The following is a 20,324-nucleotide window of genomic DNA, read 5'->3' as shown; positions in this document are numbered from 1 at the left end:
AGGTCTGCCATGAACAGCACTCCACCCGACAACCTGCCCACCTACCGCCTGCTGACCGGGCCCGATGACGCCGCCTTCTGCAAGCGCGTGAGCGAGGCGCTGGCGCTGGGCTACGCGCTCTACGGATCGCCAGCCGCCACGTTCAACGGCGAGCGCGTGATCGTGGCGCAGGCCATCCTCTGGCCCGGCGCCCAGCACCGATAAGTCCTCTCAGTTATCCATTGCGCTGCGCGCCACCCACGAGGCATGAAACTGGCGCGGCCCAGGCCAGTGCCCCCTCGCAAGGGCCGCCCCGCCGCGAAGGCGGCGTATCCAGCCCTTGCTCTGGGGGCGTCCCCCTCCCGCCTCGCGCAGCGAGACGAGAGAGGGGTGAAGGCGCGAAGCGACTCAGGGGGTGTTTCACTTCAGGGCGGCACCTCGGCCCCTGGCACCTGTCCACCGGGTGGCGGTACGCCGACCGGCGGGGGCATGGCAGGCGACAGCGGCGGCAGCACCATCTTCTCGGCCGGGGGCGTCGGAGAGCGCACAGGCGCTTCAGGCAACGGCAGCAGGTCCGGCTCGCGGATCACGGGCGGCAGGGTGCCTGGGGGCAGCGGTGGCGGGTAGCTGCCGGGCTGTCCCGGCTGGCCAGGCGGTTGGCCCGGGGCATCGCGGCCGAACAGGTCCATCACCCAGCTGCGCATGCCGGCCATGGCATTGCCCACGGCGCTGGTGTCTTCTTCGTCGATGAAGCGGTCCTTGCCGTCGAGCACCTGCGAGCGGAAGGCCTGCTGCACGAAATCGCCGACCATGGGCAGCGCGCTGTGGGCGCCCTGCCCCCAGTAGTCGCTGCGCAGGGTCACGCGGCCGTCGTTGAAGCCCACCCAGGCGCCAGCGACCACGCGCGGGTGCATGAGGATGAACCAGCCATCGGTGTTGTCCTGCGTGGTGCCGGTCTTGCCCGCCACGTCGCCCTGGATGCCATAGCGCGTGCGGATGGCGCGGCCCGTGCCCTTGTCGATCACGCCGCGCATGGTGGCGCGCAGCGTCTGCGCCACGCCCACGGGCAGCACCTTCTCGGCCGCGGGCGGGGTGAAGGTCTGCAGCACCTTGCCATGGCGGTCCTCGATGCGCGTGATGAGCACCGGCGACACGTAGCGCCCGGCATTGGCGATGGTGCCGTAGGCCGAAACCATCTCGCGCAGCGTGACCGGGCTGGTACCGAGCGCCAGCGAGGGCACGAGTTCGAGCTTGCTCTCGCGCACACCCATGGCGCGCGCCAGCTCGGCCACGTGGGCGGGGCCGACCTTGTGCATGAGCTGCGCGGTGATGGTGTTCTTGGACAGGGCCAGGCCGTCGGCCAGGGTCATGGGTTCGTCGCTCGGCGGGCCGCCATCGGTGGGGCGCCAGACCTGCCCACCGCCCAGCGGGATTTCCACGGCCTCGTCCATCAGCGTGTCGGTGGGCAGCGCGCCCTGCTCGAAGGCCGCGCCGTAGACGAAGGGCTTGAAGGTGGAGCCCGGCTGGCGCCGTGCCTGCTGCACGTGGTCGAACGGGTCCTGGCCGAAATCGCGGCTGCCCACCCAGGCCAGCACGTGGCCGGTGACCGGGTCCATGGCCATGAATCCGGCCTGCACGCGGGTTTTGTTCTGGCGCAGGGTGCGCATGAAGGCGGTATCTGCCACCAGGGTCTTGAGCGCTTCTTCTGGCGTAGCACCCTGCTCCACCGCCGTGCGGTATTCGGGCGTGTCGCGCACGAAGTCCTGCACCAGGTCGGACTGCGGGTTCCACGCGCTGCGCTGGGCCCAGGCGGTATCGGCAATGCCCTGCAGCTGCTTGCCCTGGCGCGCCACGGCCTGGTTGGCGAAGGCCTGCAGGCGCGAGTCGATGGTGGTGTGCACCAGCAGGCCATCGGCATGCAGGCTGTAGCCGTTGGCATCGGCCCAGGCGATCAGGGTCTTGCGCAGCTGCTGGGCAAAGTGCGGGGCCAGGCCCGTGGCCTCGCTCTGGCGCTCGAAATCGACGCGCAGGGGGCGTTTTTGCAGGGTGTCGAACTGGGCCTTGTCGAGCTTGTCGCGCTTGACCATCTGCGCCAGCACGGTGTTGCGTCGCGCCTGGGCGCGCTCGGGGTTCATCACCGGGTTGTAGTAGGCCGTGCCCTTGAGCATGCCGATCAGCGTGGCGCTCTCCAGCAGGTTGAGCTTGTCAGCCGACTTGTCGAAATAGGTGCGCGCCGCCATCTCGATGCCGTAGGCGTTGTACAGAAACGGCACGGTGTTGAGGTAGGTCTCCAGGATCTCGTCCTTGGAGTAGGACATCTCGATCTTGATCGCGGTGATGGCCTCCTTGAGCTTGCGCGTCAAGGTGCGCGAGCGCCCGATCTCCTCGGGGAACAGGTTGCGCGCCAACTGCTGGGTGATGGTGGAGCCGCCCTGCGGATCCCCGCGCAGCGTGTGCACCACCGACGAGGCGGTGCGCCGCCAGTCCATGCCCCAGTGCTCATAGAAGCGGTGGTCTTCGGTGGCGATGAGCGCATTGATCACGTGCGGTGCGATGCGGTTGAGCGCCACCCACTCGCGGTTCGCCCACCGGTATTCAGACAGCACCTTGCCGTCGGCCGAGATCAACTGCGCGGGCCGCTCGGTCTTGGCCTTGGTGATGTCGCTGATGGACGGAGTGAACGGGATCAGCGCCACAGTGAAAAGCACCAGGGCCAACGGCAGCGCCAGGATGGCCAGCAGCCATTTGCGGCGCGAGGAGCCCTTTGCATAGGCCACCACGCGACGCAGGCCGGCGGCCAGGCGCGCGCCCAGGTTGGTGAGAAGGGGCGGCATCACGCTGCGGGCCCGCCGGCCAGCAGCGCCAGCATGCCCGCCTCGTCGAGCACGGGCACGCCCAGTTCCTCGGCCTTGGCGAGCTTGCTGCCGGCCTCTTCGCCGGCCACCACATAGCTGGTCTTCTTGCTCACCGAGCCCGAGACCTTGGCGCCTGCGGCCTCGAGCATGTCCTTGGCGGCATCGCGGCTCAGGGTGGGCAGCGTGCCGGTGAGCACGATGGTCTTGCCGGCCAGCACCTGGGCACCCTTTTCTGCCGGCGCGCCTTCAGGCCAGACCACGCCGCAGGCGCGCAGTTGCTCGATCACTTCGCGGTTGTGCGGCTGCTGGAAGAAGGTGTAGAAGCTTTGCGCCACGATGGGGCCCACGTCGGGCACTTCGAGCAGTTGCTCCACCGTGGCGGCTGTCTCGGCCGTGGCGCCAATCATGGCGTCCAGCGTGCCGAAGTGCTTGGCCAGGTCCCGGGCGGTGGATTCGCCGACGTGGCGGATACCGAGGCCGAACAGGAAGCGCGCCAGCGTGGTCTGCTTGGATTTTTCGAGCGCGGCCAGCACGTTCTGGGCCGATTTCTCGGCCATGCGCTCCAGCGCCACCAGCGAGGTGAGCCCCAGGCGGTACAGGTCGGGCAGCGTGCGGATCACGTTGGCCTCGACCAGTTGGTCCACCAGCTTGTCGCCCAGGCCTTCGATGTCCATCGCGCGGCGCGCGGCAAAGTGCAGGATGGCCTCCTTGCGCTGCGCGGCGCAGAACAGGCCGCCGGTGCAGCGGTGGTTGGCCTCGCCGGGCTCGCGCACCACGTCGCTGCCGCACACGGGGCACTGGCGCGGCATGCGGAAGTTGGGCACATAGGCTGGGCGCTGGCCGGGCATCACGCCCACCACCTCGGGGATCACGTCGCCCGCGCGGCGCACGATCACCGTGTCGCCCACGCGCACCTGCTTCTTGCGGATCTCGAACAGGTTGTGCAGCGTGGCATTGGTCACCGTGACCCCGCCGACGAACACCGGCGCCAGGCGCGCGACGGGCGTGAGCTTGCCGGTGCGCCCAACCTGGATGTCGATGCCCTCCACGCGCGTGGCCATCTCCTGCGCGGGGTACTTGTGGGCCACGGCCCAGCGCGGCTCGCGGGTCTTGAAGCCCAGGTCGCGCTGCAGGTCCAGGCGGTTGACCTTGTAGACCACGCCGTCGATGTCGTAGGGCAGCTGGTCGCGCGAGGCGCCCACCTGCTGGTGAAAGGCCACGAGCTCGGCCGCGCCCTTGGCGATCTGCACCTGCGCCGCCACCGGGAAGCCCCACTCCTTGAGGGTCTGCAGCATCTCGTAGTGCGTGATGAAGGCCTGGCCGCCTTCGTTCACCGGCGTGGTGGCGCCCAGGCCGTAGGCGAAAAAGCTCAGCGGGCGCCGGGCCGAGATGTCCGAATCGAGCTGGCGCACCGCACCCGCCGCGGCGTTGCGCGGGTTCACGAATGTCTTGCCGCCCTGCTCGCGCTGGCGTTCGTTCAAGGCATCGAAATCGGCGCGGCGCATGTAGACCTCGCCGCGCACTTCGAGCAGCGGCGGCACGCCGGCCGGCAGGATCAAAGGGATCTGGCGGATGCGGCGGATGTTGTGGGTCACGTCTTCGCCCACTTCGCCATCGCCGCGCGTGGCGGCCTGCACCAGGCGGCCGCCTTCGTAGCGCAGGCTCATGGCCAGGCCGTCGAACTTGGGCTCGGCCACGTACTCGATCGCCGGGTCGGACTCGGCCAGGCCCAGCTCGCGGCGCACGCGGGCATCGAAGGCCTGGGCGCCCGTGGCCTCGGTATCGGTCTCGGTGTGGATGCTGAGCATGGGCACGGCATGGCGCACCGGCGCCAGGCCGTCCGCGACGCCACCGATCACGCGCTGCGTGGGCGAATCGGGGGTGATGAGGTCGGGGTTCGCCTCCTCCAGGGCCTGCAGCTCACGGAACACCCGGTCGTACTCGGCATCGGGCACCGTGGGCTCGTCGAGTACGTAGTACTGGTGGGCCCAGCGATTGAGCTGGTCGCGCAGCGCGTCGACGGCCTCGGCCGGTTGCAGGGACAGCGCACTGGCTGCGGAGGGATTGGAATCAGTCACCACGGATGGCACCCAGGAAAGTAGGAGGCTCCTGCACGGTTACAGGAATGGCGGCGGGCATGGCGCGCTGCAGGAAATCGATAACTCGGGCGTCAAGGCGCCCAAGCCCCGGGCGCACCTCGATGGGCTCGCCCGCATGGCGCTCGAACACATAGCTGCGCAGGCCAGGCGTGCCTTTGACCACGAGCGCCCGGATGTCCGCCAGCGGCACCTGCACGTGGCCCGGGCGCACATTCTGGGGCATGCTCAGGTAGATCCCTGCGCCATCAATGCGCACCAGCGGCTGCCCCATGGGTCCGAACTTGCGCCGTGCGCGCCAGGCCAAGGCCACCGATGCAATGACGAAGCCCAGATACCCCAGGATGAAATAATTGGTCCGGCCTGCCAGGGATGCCCTGAGGAACATGCCCACGATGACCAGAAAGCCGATCGCGGGCAAGCCGTAGTCGATGAAACGGTTCGAGGGGCGAAACAGCCCCTGGGGCGTTTCCACCACCTGCGGAAACAGCACGTGCCACCAGCGCATGGGATCTCCTTTCGGCCCGGGATGCCCGGCCACTCAGCTGAACAGGCGCCGCGCCAGCACCGAGCCGGCCGACAGCTCGCGCCCGTCGAGCTGGTCGTACAGCAGCTCCAGGTCGGCCGCGATCGGGTCCATGGCCATGGCGGGCAGCGGGTGGCCGTTCTGGTCGCAGAGCACGCCGTCCATGGCCTCGCACAGCGCTGAGGCCACTTCGCGCAGGCGCGTGAACGGCTGTTCGCCGCGATGCACCTGGGAGACATCCAGGCTCAGCGTCACGTCGCGGATGGCGGACTGGTCCGGGTCATCGGCCAGTGCGGCCTGCGTGTCGTAGCCCAGGGTGAGCAGCGGCGGCAGGCCCGGGCTGCCCGTGGGCAGCACCAGGCGGCCCGGCATGGCGCCGGACACGAAGCCCAGGCGCGCGGCGTTCTGGTGGATGTAGCCGGGGCTCCAGGCGGCCTGGCGCGCGCGCAGCATGAAGGCCAGTTGCGCATCGTGGTCGCTGGCGAACTGGTCGAGCTCGCGGGCACGGGCCACTTCCTGCAGCATGTCGGGAAAGTCGGGGGCGGCGTTCACCGCATCGGCAAAGGCCTGGGCCTTGACCACGAATTCGGAGTATTCGATCTCGTTGAGCGCGCCCATGCGGTTGGCCAGCTGCACGCCAGCCTGGAAGCTCTGGTAGCGCTGGCCGGGCGACGGCGTCTCCCACTGCTGGGTGGCTTCGTTGTAGCCTTCGATGGCAAAGGGCTTGCTGCCCGCGCGGCGGGTGGGCGGCATGGCGGCCAGCGCGGCATCGCCCGAAACGATGAGCTCGGGCTGCAAGGTGGCGATCACGTCGATCAGCGGGTCGAGCCCCGGCCGGCGCTCCAGCGACATCGGCGGCACCGGCATCTGCAGCGCATCGAGCACGTCCACCGTGTGCACCGAGGGGTCGGGTCCGCGGTCCAGGCTGTCCAGTTCCGCCGCCGTGAGCTGGGTGGCACCGGCATCGAAACCGGGCTCCTGGCGCAGCGCCGGGTCGGCCCCGTGCTCGGGCTCCTCGGGCGAGGCGCGCCGCGGCGCGTTGCGGTGCGACGTCCAGGCGTTGTAGGCCACGATGAGGGCCAGCACCAGGCCGCCGATGATCGCCAGACTCAGTTGCAATGTGCTCATAGATCTCGGTCCGGTCCGTGCCCGGCGGGAAGGCTGCGGAAGCTTGTCTTGGTCATCATGTCATGCATCGGCCATCGAAAGGGCCGATTCCATGTCCACTGCCACGATGCGCGAGACGCCCTGCTCCTGCATGGTCACGCCGATCAGTTGTTCGGCCATTTCCATGGCGATCTTGTTGTGGCTGATGAACAGGAACTGCGTGCTCTTGCTCATGCTGGAGACCAGCTTGGCATAGCGCTCGGTGTTGGCGTCGTCCAGCGGCGCGTCCACCTCGTCCAGCAGACAGAACGGTGCGGGGTTGAGCTGGAAGATGGCGAACACCAGCGCAATCGCCGTGAGCGCCTTCTCGCCACCCGACAGCAGGTGGATGGTCTGGTTCTTCTTGCCCGGGGGCTGGGCCATCACCTGCACGCCGGAGTCGAGGATTTCGTCGCCGGTGATGATGAGCCGGGCCTGGCCACCCCCGAACAGCTCGGGGAACATGCGCCCGAAATGGCCGTTGACGGTGTCGAAGGTACCCGAGAGCAACTGGCGCGTTTCGCCGTCGATCTTGCGGATCGCGTCTTCGAGCGTGTTCATGGCCTCGGTCAGGTCGGCCGTCTGCGCATCCAGGAAGATCTTGCGCTCGCTGGCCAGCTTGAGCTCGTCCAGCGCCGCCAGATTCACCGCGCCCAGGGCCGCGATCTCGCGGTGCAGGCGGTCGATTTCGCCCTGCAGGCCAGAGACGCGCACGTTGCCGTCGGCGATCGACTGGGCCACGGCCTCCAGGTCGGCCTGGGCATCGGCGAGCAAGGTGGTGTACTGCTCCAGGCCCAGGCGCGCGGCCTGCTCCTTGAGCTGGTATTCGGTGATGCGCGCGCGCAGCGGATCGAGCGCGCGCTCGAGCTGCATGCGCCGCTCGTCGCTGGCGCGCAGCTTGGCGGTCAGGTCGTCGTACTCGCCACGCTGGGCAGACAGGGCCTTCTCGCGCTCCATCTTCACGTCCAGTGCAGCCTGCAGGCCGCCCTGGGCGGCCGCGTCGGACAGGCGGGCCAGTTCGTCGCGGGCGCGCTGCTGCTCGTCGGTGAGCGAGGCGGCCTGCTGGTTCGCCGTCTCGATGGAGCGGTTGAGTTCGCCGCGGCGCGCCTCCAGGCTGCGCTGCGAAAAGGTGGCCTCCTGCGCCTGGCGCTCCAGCGTGCGCTGCTGCTCGCGGCAGGCGGCCAGCTTGCGCTCGGCCTCGATCACGCGGTCGCCCAGTTGGGCCTCGCGCTCCTGGCTGTCGGCCAGCTGCATGTCCAGCTCTTCGAAGCGGGCCTCGGCGGCCACGCGGCGCTCCTGCAGGTCAGCCAATTGCGCCTCGATCTCGGCGATGTCGGCGCCGATCTGTGCGCTGCGCGCACGCGTCTGCTCGGCCAGCTGGGTCAGGCGCAGGGTCTCCACCTGCAGCTCATGGGCCCGGCCCTGGGCCTCGGTGGCCTCGCGGCGGGCACCCACCAGGCGCTGCGATGCGTCAGCATATGCGGCCTCGGCACGGACCAGGGCGGTGCGCGATTCCTCAGCGATCAGGGCCTGGGCGCGCAGCTCCTTCTCCAGGTGCTCGATCTCCTGCGCACGGGCCAGCATGCCCGACTGCTCGGAGTCCTGGGCATAGAAGCTCACGCTGTGCGCGCTGACGGCATGGCCCGAAGGCACAAAGACTACCTCGCCCGGCAGCAGCGTGCTGCGGCGGTTCAGCGCTTCATCGAGCGTGGGGGCGGTATAGCAGCCCTGCAGCCAGTCGACCAGCACGGCGCGCAGGCCGGCGTCGTTCAGGCGCAGCAGGTCGGACAGGCGCGCATGCGGCGAAGCGGCTTCGGGCGTGCCGGCGGAAGGCATGCTGTAGAACGCCAGGCGCGCCGGCGGCGCATCGGTGCCGCCCGAGCCCAGGAAGCCGCGCACCATGTCCAGGCGCCCGACTTCGAGTGCGGCCAGGCGCTCGCGCAGCGCGGCTTCAAGCGCGTTTTCCCAGCCCGGTTCGATGTGGATGCGGCTCCACAGGCCCTGCAGGCTATCGAGGCCGTGCTTGGCCAGCCAGGGGCGCAGCTTGCCATCGGTCTTGACCTTTTCCTGCAAGGCTTTGAGGGCCTCCATGCGGGCCGACAGGTCGGCCTGGCGCGCGCTTTCGCTGTTCACGGCCTGCTGGCGGGCGCGGCGGTCGTCGTCCAGCTGCGGCACGGCCTCCTGCAGCTCGGCCAGGCGGGCCTCGGTGGTCTCGGCCAGTTCCTGGGCCTCGTCCAGTTGTTCCTGCAGGTTGGCCAGGCGCGCCTCGTCGGGCGCGGCCAGGGCATTGCGGTCGGCGCGCAGGCGCTCGTAGCGGCCATCGAACTGGCGGCTTTGCTCGTCGATGCTGCGCTGCTCGGCGGCCAGCACGCCGATCTGCTGCTGCACCTGGACCACGCTGGCGCGCTGCTCGGAGGTGCGGCTTTGCGCCTGGCGCAGGGCGTCTTCGAGGTCGGGCAGCTGCATGGCCTGCTCTTCCACCTGGGCGGCCAGCAGCTCGGCGCGCTCCTCGGCGTCCACACCGGCACCGGCGAGGTTTTCGAGCTCGATGTCGGCCTCTTCCTTGCGCGCGGACCACTGGGCGATCTGCTCGGCCAGGGTTACCAGGCGCTGCTCCACGCGCAGGCGGCCTTCCACCACGTAGCGGATCTCGGCCTCCAGGCGACCGACTTCGGCCGTGGCCTCGTAGAGCTTGCCCTGGGCCTGGTTGACGTGGTCCCCCGCAGCATAGTGCGCCTGGCGGATGGTCTCGAGGTCGGACTCGACGGCGCGCAGGTCGGCCATGCGCGATTCGAGGTCGTTCACGGCCTGCAGGCCATCCAGGCGCACCTTGGCCTGGTCGGCCTCGGCATCGGCGCGCTTCAAGAACCACTGCTGGTGCTGCTTGAGCGTGGCGTCGGCGTTCAGCGCGTTGTATTTGGCGGCCACCTCGGCCTGCTTTTCGAGCTTTTCGAGGTTGGCGTTGAGCTCGCGCAGGATGTCTTCCACCCGCGTGAGGTTCTCCCGCGTGTCCGAGAGGCGGTTTTCCGTCTCGCGGCGGCGCTCTTTGTACTTGGAGACGCCGGCAGCCTCTTCGAGGAACAGGCGCAGCTCTTCGGGGCGCGACTCGATGATGCGGCTGATGGTGCCCTGGCCGATGATGGCGTAGGCGCGCGGCCCCAGGCCCGTGCCCAGAAACACGTCCTGCACGTCGCGCCGGCGCACGGGCTGGTTGTTGAGGTAGTAGCTGCTGGTGCCGTCGCGCGTGAGCACGCGGCGCACCGCCACCTCGCCGTACTGGCCCCACTGGCCACCGGCGCGGTGGTCGGAGTTGTCGAACACCAGCTCCACGCTGGCGCGGCTGGCCTGCTTGCGGGTGGTGGTGCCGCTGAAGATCACGTCCTGCATGGACTCGCCACGCAGCTCGCTGGCCTTGCTCTCGCCCAGCACCCAGCGCACCGCATCCATGATGTTGGACTTGCCGCAGCCGTTGGGGCCCACCACGCCCACGAGTTGCCCCGGCAGCATGAAGTTGGTGGGCTCAGCGAAGGACTTGAAGCCGGAAAGCTTGATGGAGGTGAGACGCACGTGTCAGGGGGCGGGCAAAAATGGGAGTGGCGCAAGGGGGCGCACAGGCGCCAGACGGAAAAATACCGGCAAATATAGAGCGGGATGATACCGCGCCGCCTGCCGGCTCCCGCGCCAGGGAGCCCCCTCGAAGGCAATCCCCCTGCATCCATCTGCAATATTTAACAAATACCGACTCCATCGCTTGCCTGCCAAGCGCTGGCAGCTATCAATTTTGAACCGCTGCCCAGGCGGGTTTCACTGCACCACGCGCACCTGGTTGCGCCCCTGGGATTTGGCGTCGAACAGTGCCTGGTCGGCGCGCGCGATGGCCTGCGCCAGGTGCTGCATCGCAAGCACCTCACAGGCGCCGATGGAGACGCTTAGTGGCTCGGGCTCGGTGACCCCCTCCACCCCGCGGCGCAGCTTCTCGGCGACCTTGAGGGCGTCGGCCAGCGGGGTCTGGGGCAGGCAGACCAGAAATTCCTCACCGCCCCAGCGGATGATCTCGTCGCCCCGGCGCAGGGCGTCCCGCAGCACCCGGGCCACGGCCTGCAGCGCCGCGTCGCCCGCATCGTGGCCGAAACGGTCGTTGATGCTCTTGAAATGGTCCAGGTCCAGCATCAGGATGGACGAGGCCGGCTCGAACAGCGAGGTGCGGTACAGCCGCCGGTCGATCAGGTCCAGGGCGTGCCGGTTGAGCAGGCCGGTGAGCGCATCGTGGTAGGCCGCGCGTTCCAGCTCAACACGCTCGGCGGCCACCGTCATGAGCGAGCCGAACAGCTCGGCCAGCCCCGAGAAGAGCCCCACCCCCAGGTCGTCGAAGTAGCCATCGCGGTCTGCATACAGCACGAACATGCCGCTGTAGCCATTGAAGGTGGAGCGGATCGGCAATGCCAACACGTGGCGGATGCCATGCTCGCGCGCGGCCTCGCGCCACGGGCCGTACAGCGAATACTGCGACACCGTGAAGGCCTGCGCAGGCTTGCCGTCCAGGGTGGAGAAGGCCGGGCCGATCTGCGTGAGCAGGTTGCGCTCGATGTGCAGTGCCTCGGCATATGCGACCGCCGGGCCGGCGAACACCTGGGGGCGGATGGATTGCGTGTCCGAAGGGCCGAACCAGGTCCAGGCCAGGCGGATATGGGGCGTGACCTCGACGATCGCCTGGCAGATGCCGCGGATGATCTCCAGCTCGCCCCGCCCGAGGATCAGCTTGGCAGAACTCTTGAGCAGCATTTCGGCAATGGCCGACTTCTCGCGCTGGGCATCGAACGCCTCGGGAGGTGGCTGGGCCTGGCGCTGCGATCGCCTCGTATTGAAAAGCATGGCGCGGGTCAGATGGTGCAAAGGGCTTGTGCAGCCGGTGGCAAGCTCATGCCAGGGGCAGGCCCGGGGCGTTATGCCGGCGCACCAATTCCTCGAACTCGGCCACCTGCAAAGGAGGGCTGAGCAGATAACCCTGCCAGGCATGGCAGTTGTTGCGCGCCAGGAACTCGCGCTGGGCCTCGGTCTCCACGCCTTCGGCGATCACGCGCAGGCCCAGGCTGGTGCCCAGCGCCACCACGGTGCGGGCGATGGCCGCGTCGTTGGGGTCGGTGAGCACGTCGCGCACGAAGCTCTGGTCGATCTTGAGCTGGTCCAGCGGCAGCCGCTTGAGGTAGGACAGCGACGAGTACCCGGTGCCGAAGTCGTCCAGCGAAAAACCGACCCCATAGGCCTTGAGCTGGCCCATCTTGGCGATGGTGTCTTCCACGTCCGAGAGCAGCAGGCCCTCGGTCATTTCCAGCTTGAGGCGGTTGCCGTCGGCGCCAGCACCCGCCAGCGCGGCCAGCACCTGGGCCACGAAGCCGCTCTGGTGGAACTGCCGCGGGCTCACGTTCACGGCCAGGCCCAGGCCCGCCAGGGCGGGTTCATGTGCCCAGCGGGCCAGCCGCTGGCAGGCCACCTGCAGCACCCATTCGCCCAGCGGCAGGATCAGGCCGTTCTCCTCGGCCAGCGGAATGAACTGCGCCGGCGAGACGAAGCCGTCGCGCGGGTGGCGCCAGCGCAGCAGCGCCTCGGCACCGGTGATGCGGCCCTGGTCGATCTGCGCCTGGTAGTACAGCTCGAACTGGCCCTGGGCCATGCCCACGCGCATGTCCAGCTCCATGGCCGCGCGGGCGCTCACGGCGGCCTGCATCTGCGGGTCGTAAAAGCGCAGCGTGTCGCGCCCTGCCGACTTGGCCTGGTACATGGCCAGGTCGGCGCGGCGCAGCAGCTCGTCCACCGTCTCGCGCACGCCGCTGAACAGGGTCACGCCCATGCTCAGCGAGCTGTGGTGCGCCTCGGCGCCAATGGCGTAAGGTTCACGCAGCACGGCCAGAATGCGCTGGCCGGCCTCCTCGCAGCGTGCGGCGGCCTCCTCGGGCGTGGCGCCCAGGTCTTCGAGCAGCACCACGAATTCGTCGCCGCCCTGGCGCGCCACGGTGTCGTCCTCGTGCACGCAGGCGCGCAGGCGGTTGGCCACCTGCAGCAGCAAGGTGTCGCCCTTGTCGTGGCCCTGGGTCTCGTTCAGGGTCTTGAAGTTGTCGAGGTCGAGCAGCAGCAGCGCGCCGTGGCTCTGGTGGCGCGCGCTGGTGGCCAATGCCTGCTGCAGCCGGTCGATGAGCAGGCGGCGGTTGGGCAACTGCGTCAGCGGGTCATAGTAGGCCAGGTTCTTGATTTCATGCTCGGCCGCCTTGCGCTGGCTCAGGTCTTGCAGGGTGACGAGGTGGTCGTCCCCGATGCGCACGCCGGCCACCTCCACCGGGCGCACCACGCCGTCGCGGCACAGGAAGTGGTATTCGGCGGCGGCGATGATGCCGTCGCTGTCGTCCGCGCGCTGGCGCTCCTCGCGCCAGGCATTGCGCATCACCTCGCGCTCCTCGGGGTCGGGGTAGGTCTTTTGCCACCACACGTCCACATTGGGCACGTCCTGGGCGGTATAGCCGCAGATCTGCAGGAAGCGCTCGTTGCGAAACGAGATGGTGCCGTCCTTTTGCACCAGGCACAGCCCCATGGGCAGGCGCTGCAGAATGCCGCGCAGGTGCGCCTCGTTGCCGCGCAGCGTGTGCTCCATGCGCTTGCGCTCGCTGATGTCCTGCACCACGGCCATGTGGAAGTCGGGTTCAGTGCCCGGCGTCCACATGGGCGAAACCGTCAGGTCCACCCAGATCTCGGAGCCGTTCTTGTGGAAGTACCGCTTTTCCATGCGGAACTCGTGGATCTCGCCGGACTTGAGGCGCTCCATCTGGGCCAGATCGAGCGCCAGGTCCCCGGGCTGGCTGATGGCCCGGAAATCGAGCGCACGCATCTCCGGCACCGAGTAGCCCAGGATGTCGCAGTATTTCTGGTTGATGCGCACGAAGCGCCCGCTTTGGGTATCGATCTGCGCCACGCCCACGGCGGCCTGATTGAACAGGGCGCGAAAGCGGTCTTCACTTTCGCGCCGGGCCTCGTCAGACACCTGCGCACGCGCCAGGGCCTGCGTGCGCTGGCGCGCCAGCAGCGTGACCAGTGCTGCCAGCAGCAACGACACCAGGGCCCCCGAAGCCCCTGCCGCCCAGGGCAGGCTGCGCTCGGAGAGCGACAGCAGTGACTGCGTGGGCATGAAGCGCAGGCGCCAGCGCCGGTCGTGCACCAGGATATCGCGCTCATAGGGCACCGAGCCCGGCAAGGCCTCTGCGGTGGGCGGCAGCAGCACGCGCACCGTGGTGTCGGTGGCACCGGGGCGGGAGGGACCCTGGTCGGTGATGGAGACCGCTATGCCGTTGAGCAGACCCTCGCCGCGCATGAAGCGCACCAGGTCATAGACCCGGATGGTGGCGGCCACGGCCCCGATGAACACCTGCGGCTTGAGATCGGTCACACCCGAACGGTCGAACACCGGCACACGGATCACGAAGGCCGTGCGGTGCGTCTGCTCCTGCACCAGGTCGAACGGGGCCGAGGCCACGGTGTGCCCGCTGTCGCGGCTGTACTGCATGGCCGCCAGGTTGGTGGGCTGGGCACTGATGTCGAGGCCCAGCACGGCCTCGTTGCCCTTCATGGGCCACAGGTACTCGGCCACGAAGTACTCGGGGCGCTCGCCGGGCGGGCGGATCGAAAACTCGGGATAGCCGGCGGGGTTGATCGAGGTGTCGCCCCGCACACGGGCTTCGTAGTCGGCTTTCTCGGCCAGCGCCACCCGGCGTGTGAACGACAGGTTGCGCACGCCGGGGTAGCGCTCGGAGATGTCGAGCTCGCTGGCCACCTGTTCGAACTCGGCCCGCGTGAGCTTTGGATTGGCAGAAAACAGTCCGCGCAGTCCATGCACGATTTCGGTGTGCGTAGCGATGCGCTGGACCAGCGCGTCGGTGAACAGCCGTGTCTCCTGCGTGAGGCGCGCCTTGGCCACGGCATCGGTGGCATCGGCCTGCTGCCGCGCCAGGCCGAAGCTCAGCAGCAAGCCGGCCGCAGCCACGCCCAGGCCAGGCAACCAATGCCGGTAGAAGCCGTTGAGGGGTAGCAAAGCCATTCAGAGCAGGGAGTCAGCGAAAGCCAGACAGGGTTGCACACGGCGTACCAGGGCACTGCCGCAACAGCCCCTGAGGATAGCGGGATTCGGCCCCTCATCCGGCATGCAAGGGTCCACATCTTGTAACAACGCCGCTGTTTTTGCCGTACCGTTTATGCAACACCAAGGGCGGGTTTTTTTGTCGCCCCCGAGGATCACCCACCGATCACCGGGTAGGGCGCAAAACGGCTTCGATTCTCATTCACATACAGCGCCCGGCCGATGGGCGGAAACGCGCGCTGCGGGCAGGCCTCGCGCTCGCAGACCTTGCAGCCCATGCCGATGGGCACGGCCGCCTCGGGGTCGGCCAGGTTCAGCCCGCGCGAGTACACAAGCTGCGCGGCATGGCGCACGTCGCAGCCCAGAGCCACCGAAAACTCCTTGCCCGGCGCGCCCCAGCCCCCTGCCCCGCCACCGCCGCGCGTGACGGTGCGAGCCACCCACAGATAGGCCCGGCCGTCGGGCATGCGTGCCAGTTGCGGCACGATGCGCCCGGGCTGGGCAAAGGCCTCGTACACGTTCCACAGCGGGCAGGTGCCGCCGATCTTGCTGAAGTGAAAATGCGTGGCCGACTGGCGCTTAGAAATGTTGCCCGCCCGGTCCACGCGGACGAAGAAGAAGGGCACGCCGCGCGCGCTGGGCCGCTGCAGGGTGGACAGGCGGTGGCACACCGTCTCGAAGCCCGCGCCGAACAGGTGGCCCAGCCGGTCGATGTCGTAGCGCACCGCCTCGGCTGCGCGCAGGAAGGCGGTGTAGGGCAGCAGCAAGGCGCCCGCGAAGTAGTTGGCCAGGCCGATGCGTGCCAGTGCCCGCGCCTGGTCGCCCGACAGGCCAGCCCCGTCGGCCAGGCGACGCAGTTCGGGGCCCATCTCCAGGAAGGCCAGTTGCGTTGCCATCTGGAAGGCGCGCTGCCCGGCTTCGAGCGCCTGGGCCAGTTGCAGCACACCGCTGCCGAGGTCGTAGTGGCGCTGCGCCCCGCCCGGCAGTTCGGCCACCGTGGCCACGTGCACGCCGTGGGCCGACTGCAGGCGGCGCGCCAGCCCTTCGTCGGCCCGGCCCGGCTGCAGCGCCCAATCGGCGGCCAGCCGCTCGGCCGCGTCGTCGAGCTCGGCGATGTGGTTGTGCCGGGCAAAGAAGAAGTCGCGCACCTCCTCGTAGGCCATGGGCTGGTGGCTGGCGCTGGCCAGCGCCCCACTGCGGTCGTCGCCCCACTGGGCGCCCAGGGCATCGAGCCGCTCCAGCGCCTGGCGGTGGCGCTGGTGCAAGGCCAGCAGGGTGCGCGCCACGGCGGGCATGCCCGAGGCCAGTTCGCGGATCTCGGCCAGCGACACGGCCTGCTCCGTGCCATCGGCACCGGGCTCGACAGGCGTGTCGGCGAGCACCTCGCGCAGGCCGGTGATCAGGCGCGCCTCGTCGTCGTCGGAAAAGCGCTGCACGTCCACGCCGAACACGGCATTGATCTTGAGCAGCACCGGCACCGTGAGCGGCCGCTGGTTCTGCTCAAGCTGGTTCAGGTAGCTGGCCGACAGGTCGAGCGCGCGCGCCAGCGCGATCTGCGTCATGCCGCGCTCCTCGCGCAGGCGGCGCAGGCGCACGCCCATGAAGGTCTTCTTCATGGCGCGTCAGCCTCTGCACAAATCATTCGCAAGATTTGCAATTTATCCATTTTTTCTTCGCAATCATTTGCCAATTCAGCCCTGTACGCGGGATAGGAGCTTGCGTACATTGCGAATCATGCAACAAACCAGCGCCCTGCACCAGCCCACGCATTTTTCCCCCACCGTTTTGCAACAGGAGACAGCCCCCATGAGCGACACCCTCGCCGCCAGCCTCAAGCCCAAGAAATCCGTCGCCCTCTCGGGCGTGACCGCTGGCAACACGGCGCTGTGCACCGTGGGCCGCACGGGCAACGACCTGCACTACCGCGGCTACGACATCCTGGACATCGCCGATGTCTGCGAGTTCGAGGAGATCGCCCACCTCCTGGTGCACGGCAGGCTGCCCACCACGGCCGAGCTGCGCGCCTACAAGGGGCGCCTCAAATCCCTGCGCGGCCTGCCCGCGAGCGTGAAGGAGGCGCTCGAGCAGCTGCCCGCCAGCAGCCACCCCATGGACGTGATGCGCACGGGCGTATCGGCCCTGGGCTGCGTGCTGCCCGAGAAGGACGGGCACCACACGCCCGGCGCACGCGACATCGCCGACCGGCTGATGGCATCGCTCGGCTCCATGCTGCTGTACTGGTACCACTGGTCCACCCAGGGCAAGCGCATCGGGGTGGAGACGGACGACGACTCCATCGGCGCGCATTTCCTGCACCTGCTGCATGGCAAGAAACCATCGGCCGCGTGGGAGCGCGCCATGCACACCTCGCTGAACCTGTATGCGGAGCATGAGTTCAACGCCTCCACCTTCACCGCGCGCGTGGTGGCCGGCACAGGCAGCGACATGTACTCGTGCATCACCGGCGCCATCGGCGCGCTGCGCGGGCCCAAGCATGGCGGCGCCAACGAGGTGGCCTTCGAGATCCAGAAGCGCTACGACAACGCCGACGAAGCCGAGGCCGACATCCGCCGCCGCGTGGAGGCCAAGGAGGTGGTGATCGGATTTGGCCACCCGGTCTACACCGTGAGCGACCCGCGCAACGAGGTCATCAAGCGCGTGGCGCGCCAGCTCTCCGAGGACGCGGGCAGCACCAAGATGTTCGACATCGCGGAGCGGCTTGAGTCGGTGATGTGGGAGGCCAAGCAGATGTTCCCCAACCTCGACTGGTTCAGCGCCGTGAGCTACCACATGATGGGCGTGCCCACGGCCATGTTCACACCGCTGTTCGTCATTGCGCGCACCAGCGGCTGGGCGGCGCACATCATCGAGCAGCGCATCGACAACAAGATCATCCGCCCGAGCGCCCACTACACCGGGCCCGAAGACCTGGCCTTCGTGCCCATCAACGAGCGCAAGTAGATTCCACAGGAAGCGAACCGCCCTACCCCACGTCCATGAACACCAATTACCGCAAGAACCTGCCCGGCACTGCGCTGGACTATTTCGACGCCCGCGAAGCGGTCGACGCCCTGGAGCCCGGCGCCTGGGCGCACCTGCCCTACACCTCGCGCGTGCATGCCGAGAACCTGGTGCGCCGCTCTGACCCTGCCACCCTGGAAGCATCGCTGCGCCAGCTGATCGAGCGCCGGCGCGACCTGGACTTTCCGTGGTTTCCGGCGCGCGTGGTGTGCCACGACATCCTGGGCCAGACGGCGCTGGTGGACCTGGCCGGCCTGCGCGATGCGATTGCCGACAGAGGTGGCGACCCGGCCCAAGTGAACCCGGTGGTGCCCACCCAGCTCATCGTGGACCATTCGCTGGCCGTGGAGTTTGGCGGCGACGACCCCGAGGCCTTTGCCAAGAACCGCGCCATCGAGGACCGGCGCAACGAGGACCGCTTCCACTTCATCGAGTGGACGAAGAAGGCGTTCAAGAACGTCGAGGTGATCCCGCCGGGCAACGGCATCATGCACCAGATCAACCTTGAGCGGATGTCGCCGGTGGTACATGCCCAGGGTGGCGTGGCCTACCCCGACACGCTGGTGGGCACCGACAGCCACACCCCACACGTGGATGCACTTGGCGTCATCGCCATCGGCGTGGGCGGGCTCGAGGCCGAGAGCGTGATGCTGGGCCGTGCCTCCTGGATGCGCCTGCCCGACATCATCGGTGTGGAACTGACCGGCCGGCCGCAGCCCGGCATCACCGCCACCGACACCGTGCTGGCCCTCACCGAGTTCCTGCGCCAGCAGAAGGTGGTGGGCGCCTACCTGGAGTTCTTCGGCGCCGGCGCCTCGGCGCTGACCCTGGGCGACCGGGCCACCATCTCCAACATGACGCCCGAGTTCGGCGCCACGGCGGCGATGTTCTACATCGACGAGCAGACCATCGCCTACCTGCGCCTCACGGGCCGTGAAGCGGAGCAGGTGCGGCTGGTAGAGACCTATGCCAAGGCAACCGGCCTGTGGGCCGATGCCCTGGCCACGGCCGAGTACGAGCGCGTGCTGTCGTTCGACCTGTCCCGCGTGGTGCGCAGCATGGCCGGGCCCTCCAACCCGCACAAGCGCCTGCCCACCAGCGACCTGGCGGCACGCGGCATTGCCGCGCCGTGGACCGAGCCGCCCGGCCAGATGCCCGACGGCGCGGTCATCATCGCTGCCATCACCAGCTGCACCAACACCAGCAACCCGCGCAACGTGATCGCCGCCGGCTTGCTGGCGCGCAATGCCAATGCCCGGGGCCTGGTGCGCAAGCCCTGGGTCAAGTCGTCCCTGGCGCCCGGCTCCAAGGCCGTGCAGCTGTACCTGGAGGACGCCGGGCTGCTGGCCGAGCTGGAGCAACTCGGCTTCGGCATCGTGGCCTTTGCCTGCACCACCTGCAACGGCATGTCGGGCGCGCTGGCCCCGGCGATCCAGCAGGAGATCATCGAGCGCGACCTGTACGCCACGGCCGTGCTCTCGGGCAACCGCAATTTCGACGGGCGCATCCACCCCTATGCAAAACAGGCTTTCCTCGCATCGCCGCCGCTGGTGGTGGCCTATGCGATCGCGGGCACGGTGCGCTTCGACATCGAAAAGGACGTGCTCGGCACGGACGCCGAGGGCCGCCCCGTGACGCTCAAGGACATCTGGCCCAGGGATGCGGAGATCGACGCCATCGTGGCACAGAGCGTCAAGCCCGAGCATTTCCGCCGCGTGTACGAGCCCATGTTCCGGCTGCAGGCGGCCAGCGGCGAAGCGGCCGTGAGCCCGCTGTACGACTGGCGCCCACAGAGCACCTACATCCGCCGCCCTCCCTACTGGGAAGGCGCGCTGGCGGGTGCGCGCACTTTGCAGGGCATGCGCCCGCTGGCTGTGCTGCCCGACAACATCACGACTGACCACCTCTCGCCCTCCAACGCCATCCTGATGGACAGCGCAGCGGGCGAGTACCTGCACAAAATGGGCCTGCCCGAGGAGGACTTCAACTCCTATGCCACGCACCGCGGCGACCACCTCACGGCCCAGCGCGCGACCTTTGCCAACCCGCAGCTGGTCAACGAGATGGCCGTGGTGGATGGCCGGGTGAAGAAGGGATCGTTCACCCGCATCGAGCCCGAGGGCCAGGTGGTGCGCATGTGGGAGGGCATCGAGGCCTACATGCAGCGCGGCCAGCCGCTGATCATCATCGCTGGCGCCGACTATGGCCAGGGCTCGTCGCGCGACTGGGCGGCCAAGGGCGTGCGCCTGGCGGGGGTGGAGGCAATCGCGGCCGAAGGCTTCGAGCGCATCCACCGCACCAACCTGATCGGCATGGGCGTGCTGCCGCTGGAGTTCAAGCCCGGCACCAACCGCCTGACCCTCGGCCTCGATGGCACGGAGACGTACGATGTGGTGGGCGAACGCCGCCCGCGCGCCAACCTCGTGCTGGTGGTGCGGCGCAAGGGCGGCGAGCGCATCGATGTGCCGATGACCTGCCGCCTGGACACCGCCGAGGAAGCCTCGATCTACGAGGCCGGCGGCGTGCTGCAGCGGTTTGCACAAGACTTTCTTGCTTCCACCTCCCAGCCACCGGTTGCCTGA

11 protein-coding genes are annotated in these 20,324 nt (G+C 68.6%); 3 read left to right on the top strand and 8 right to left on the bottom strand.

What is annotated here, in order from left to right:
- The first annotated feature begins 9 nt into the window (after positions 1–9).
- Complete coding sequence (locus ACSQ9E_RS10145) at positions 10–204, top strand: DUF1737 domain-containing protein (RefSeq protein ID WP_057267822.1); 195 nt, start codon at positions 10–12, stop codon at positions 202–204.
- 200 nt (positions 205–404) lie between these two features.
- Here ACSQ9E_RS10145 and ACSQ9E_RS10140 read toward each other — a convergent pair whose 3' ends face one another.
- From ACSQ9E_RS10140 to ACSQ9E_RS10105, 8 genes are all read right to left on the bottom strand, one after another.
- Complete coding sequence (locus ACSQ9E_RS10140) at positions 405–2,813, bottom strand: penicillin-binding protein 1A (protein ID WP_436217649.1); 2,409 nt, start codon at positions 2,811–2,813, stop codon at positions 405–407.
- Positions 2,813–4,912 carry an NAD-dependent DNA ligase LigA gene (gene ligA / locus ACSQ9E_RS10135; RefSeq protein ID WP_436217648.1) on the bottom strand — a complete coding sequence of 700 codons (2,100 nt, stop codon included), beginning with the start codon at positions 4,910–4,912 and terminating at the stop codon, positions 2,813–2,815. Before ligA ends, ACSQ9E_RS10140 begins: the two co-directional genes overlap by 1 nt.
- Positions 4,905–5,438 carry a hypothetical protein gene (locus ACSQ9E_RS10130; RefSeq protein WP_436178644.1) on the bottom strand — a complete coding sequence of 178 codons (534 nt, stop codon included), beginning with the start codon at positions 5,436–5,438 and terminating at the stop codon, positions 4,905–4,907. The genes ligA and ACSQ9E_RS10130 overlap by 8 nt, the downstream gene beginning before the upstream one ends.
- A gap of 33 nt (positions 5,439–5,471) precedes the next feature.
- Positions 5,472–6,584 (bottom strand): cell division protein FtsZ, encoded by a 1,113-nt coding sequence (locus ACSQ9E_RS10125; protein WP_436178645.1) that lies wholly within the window; start codon positions 6,582–6,584, stop codon positions 5,472–5,474.
- Positions 6,585–6,644: 60 nt separating this feature from the next.
- Positions 6,645–10,169 (bottom strand): chromosome segregation protein SMC, encoded by a 3,525-nt coding sequence (smc, locus tag ACSQ9E_RS10120; RefSeq protein WP_436178646.1) that lies wholly within the window; start codon positions 10,167–10,169, stop codon positions 6,645–6,647.
- Positions 10,170–10,406: 237 nt separating this feature from the next.
- The gene (locus ACSQ9E_RS10115) at positions 10,407–11,474 is read right to left on the bottom strand and encodes a GGDEF domain-containing protein (protein WP_057267874.1); all 1,068 of its coding nucleotides are present in this window, start codon (positions 11,472–11,474) and stop codon (positions 10,407–10,409) included.
- Positions 11,475–11,520: 46 nt separating this feature from the next.
- Positions 11,521–14,682 (bottom strand): bifunctional diguanylate cyclase/phosphodiesterase, encoded by a 3,162-nt coding sequence (locus ACSQ9E_RS10110; protein WP_057203233.1) that lies wholly within the window; start codon positions 14,680–14,682, stop codon positions 11,521–11,523.
- Between the two features lie 194 nt (positions 14,683–14,876).
- Positions 14,877–16,337 carry a short-chain fatty acyl-CoA regulator family protein gene (locus ACSQ9E_RS10105; protein ID WP_436217647.1) on the bottom strand — a complete coding sequence of 487 codons (1,461 nt, stop codon included), beginning with the start codon at positions 16,335–16,337 and terminating at the stop codon, positions 14,877–14,879.
- A 190-nt stretch (positions 16,338–16,527) separates the two neighbouring features.
- Here ACSQ9E_RS10105 and prpC point away from each other — a divergent pair, with 190 nt between their 5' ends.
- A complete protein-coding gene (gene prpC / locus ACSQ9E_RS10100; RefSeq protein ID WP_436217646.1) occupies positions 16,528–17,682 on the top strand; it encodes a bifunctional 2-methylcitrate synthase/citrate synthase in 1,155 nt (384 codons plus the stop codon).
- Between the two features lie 35 nt (positions 17,683–17,717).
- The gene (gene acnD, locus ACSQ9E_RS10095) at positions 17,718–20,324 is read left to right on the top strand and encodes a Fe/S-dependent 2-methylisocitrate dehydratase AcnD (RefSeq protein ID WP_436217645.1); all 2,607 of its coding nucleotides are present in this window, start codon (positions 17,718–17,720) and stop codon (positions 20,322–20,324) included.

It is taken from the genome of Acidovorax sp. LjRoot118, from assembly GCF_964253575.1.
Classification (GTDB): domain Bacteria; phylum Pseudomonadota; class Gammaproteobacteria; order Burkholderiales; family Burkholderiaceae_C; genus Acidovorax.
Note: the sequence above shows the minus strand (reverse complement) of the source record. Positions and strands in the feature narration are given on the sequence as shown.

Excerpts from the sequence above, each read along its gene's own strand:
- ACSQ9E_RS10145 (WP_057267822.1), top strand. The coding sequence starts at position 10 with ATGAACAGCACTCCACCCGACAACCTGCCCACCTACCGCCTGCTGACC.
- ACSQ9E_RS10140 (WP_436217649.1), bottom strand. The coding sequence starts at position 2,813 with ATGCCGCCCCTTCTCACCAACCTGGGCGCGCGCCTGGCCGCCGGCCTG.
- ACSQ9E_RS10130 (WP_436178644.1), bottom strand. The coding sequence starts at position 5,438 with ATGCGCTGGTGGCACGTGCTGTTTCCGCAGGTGGTGGAAACGCCCCAG.
- ACSQ9E_RS10125 (WP_436178645.1), bottom strand. The coding sequence starts at position 6,584 with ATGAGCACATTGCAACTGAGTCTGGCGATCATCGGCGGCCTGGTGCTG.
- ACSQ9E_RS10115 (WP_057267874.1), bottom strand. The coding sequence starts at position 11,474 with ATGCTTTTCAATACGAGGCGATCGCAGCGCCAGGCCCAGCCACCTCCC.
- ACSQ9E_RS10110 (WP_057203233.1), bottom strand. The coding sequence starts at position 14,682 with ATGGCTTTGCTACCCCTCAACGGCTTCTACCGGCATTGGTTGCCTGGC.
- ACSQ9E_RS10105 (WP_436217647.1), bottom strand. The coding sequence starts at position 16,337 with ATGAAGAAGACCTTCATGGGCGTGCGCCTGCGCCGCCTGCGCGAGGAG.
- prpC (WP_436217646.1), top strand. The coding sequence starts at position 16,528 with ATGAGCGACACCCTCGCCGCCAGCCTCAAGCCCAAGAAATCCGTCGCC.
- acnD (WP_436217645.1), top strand. The coding sequence starts at position 17,718 with ATGAACACCAATTACCGCAAGAACCTGCCCGGCACTGCGCTGGACTAT.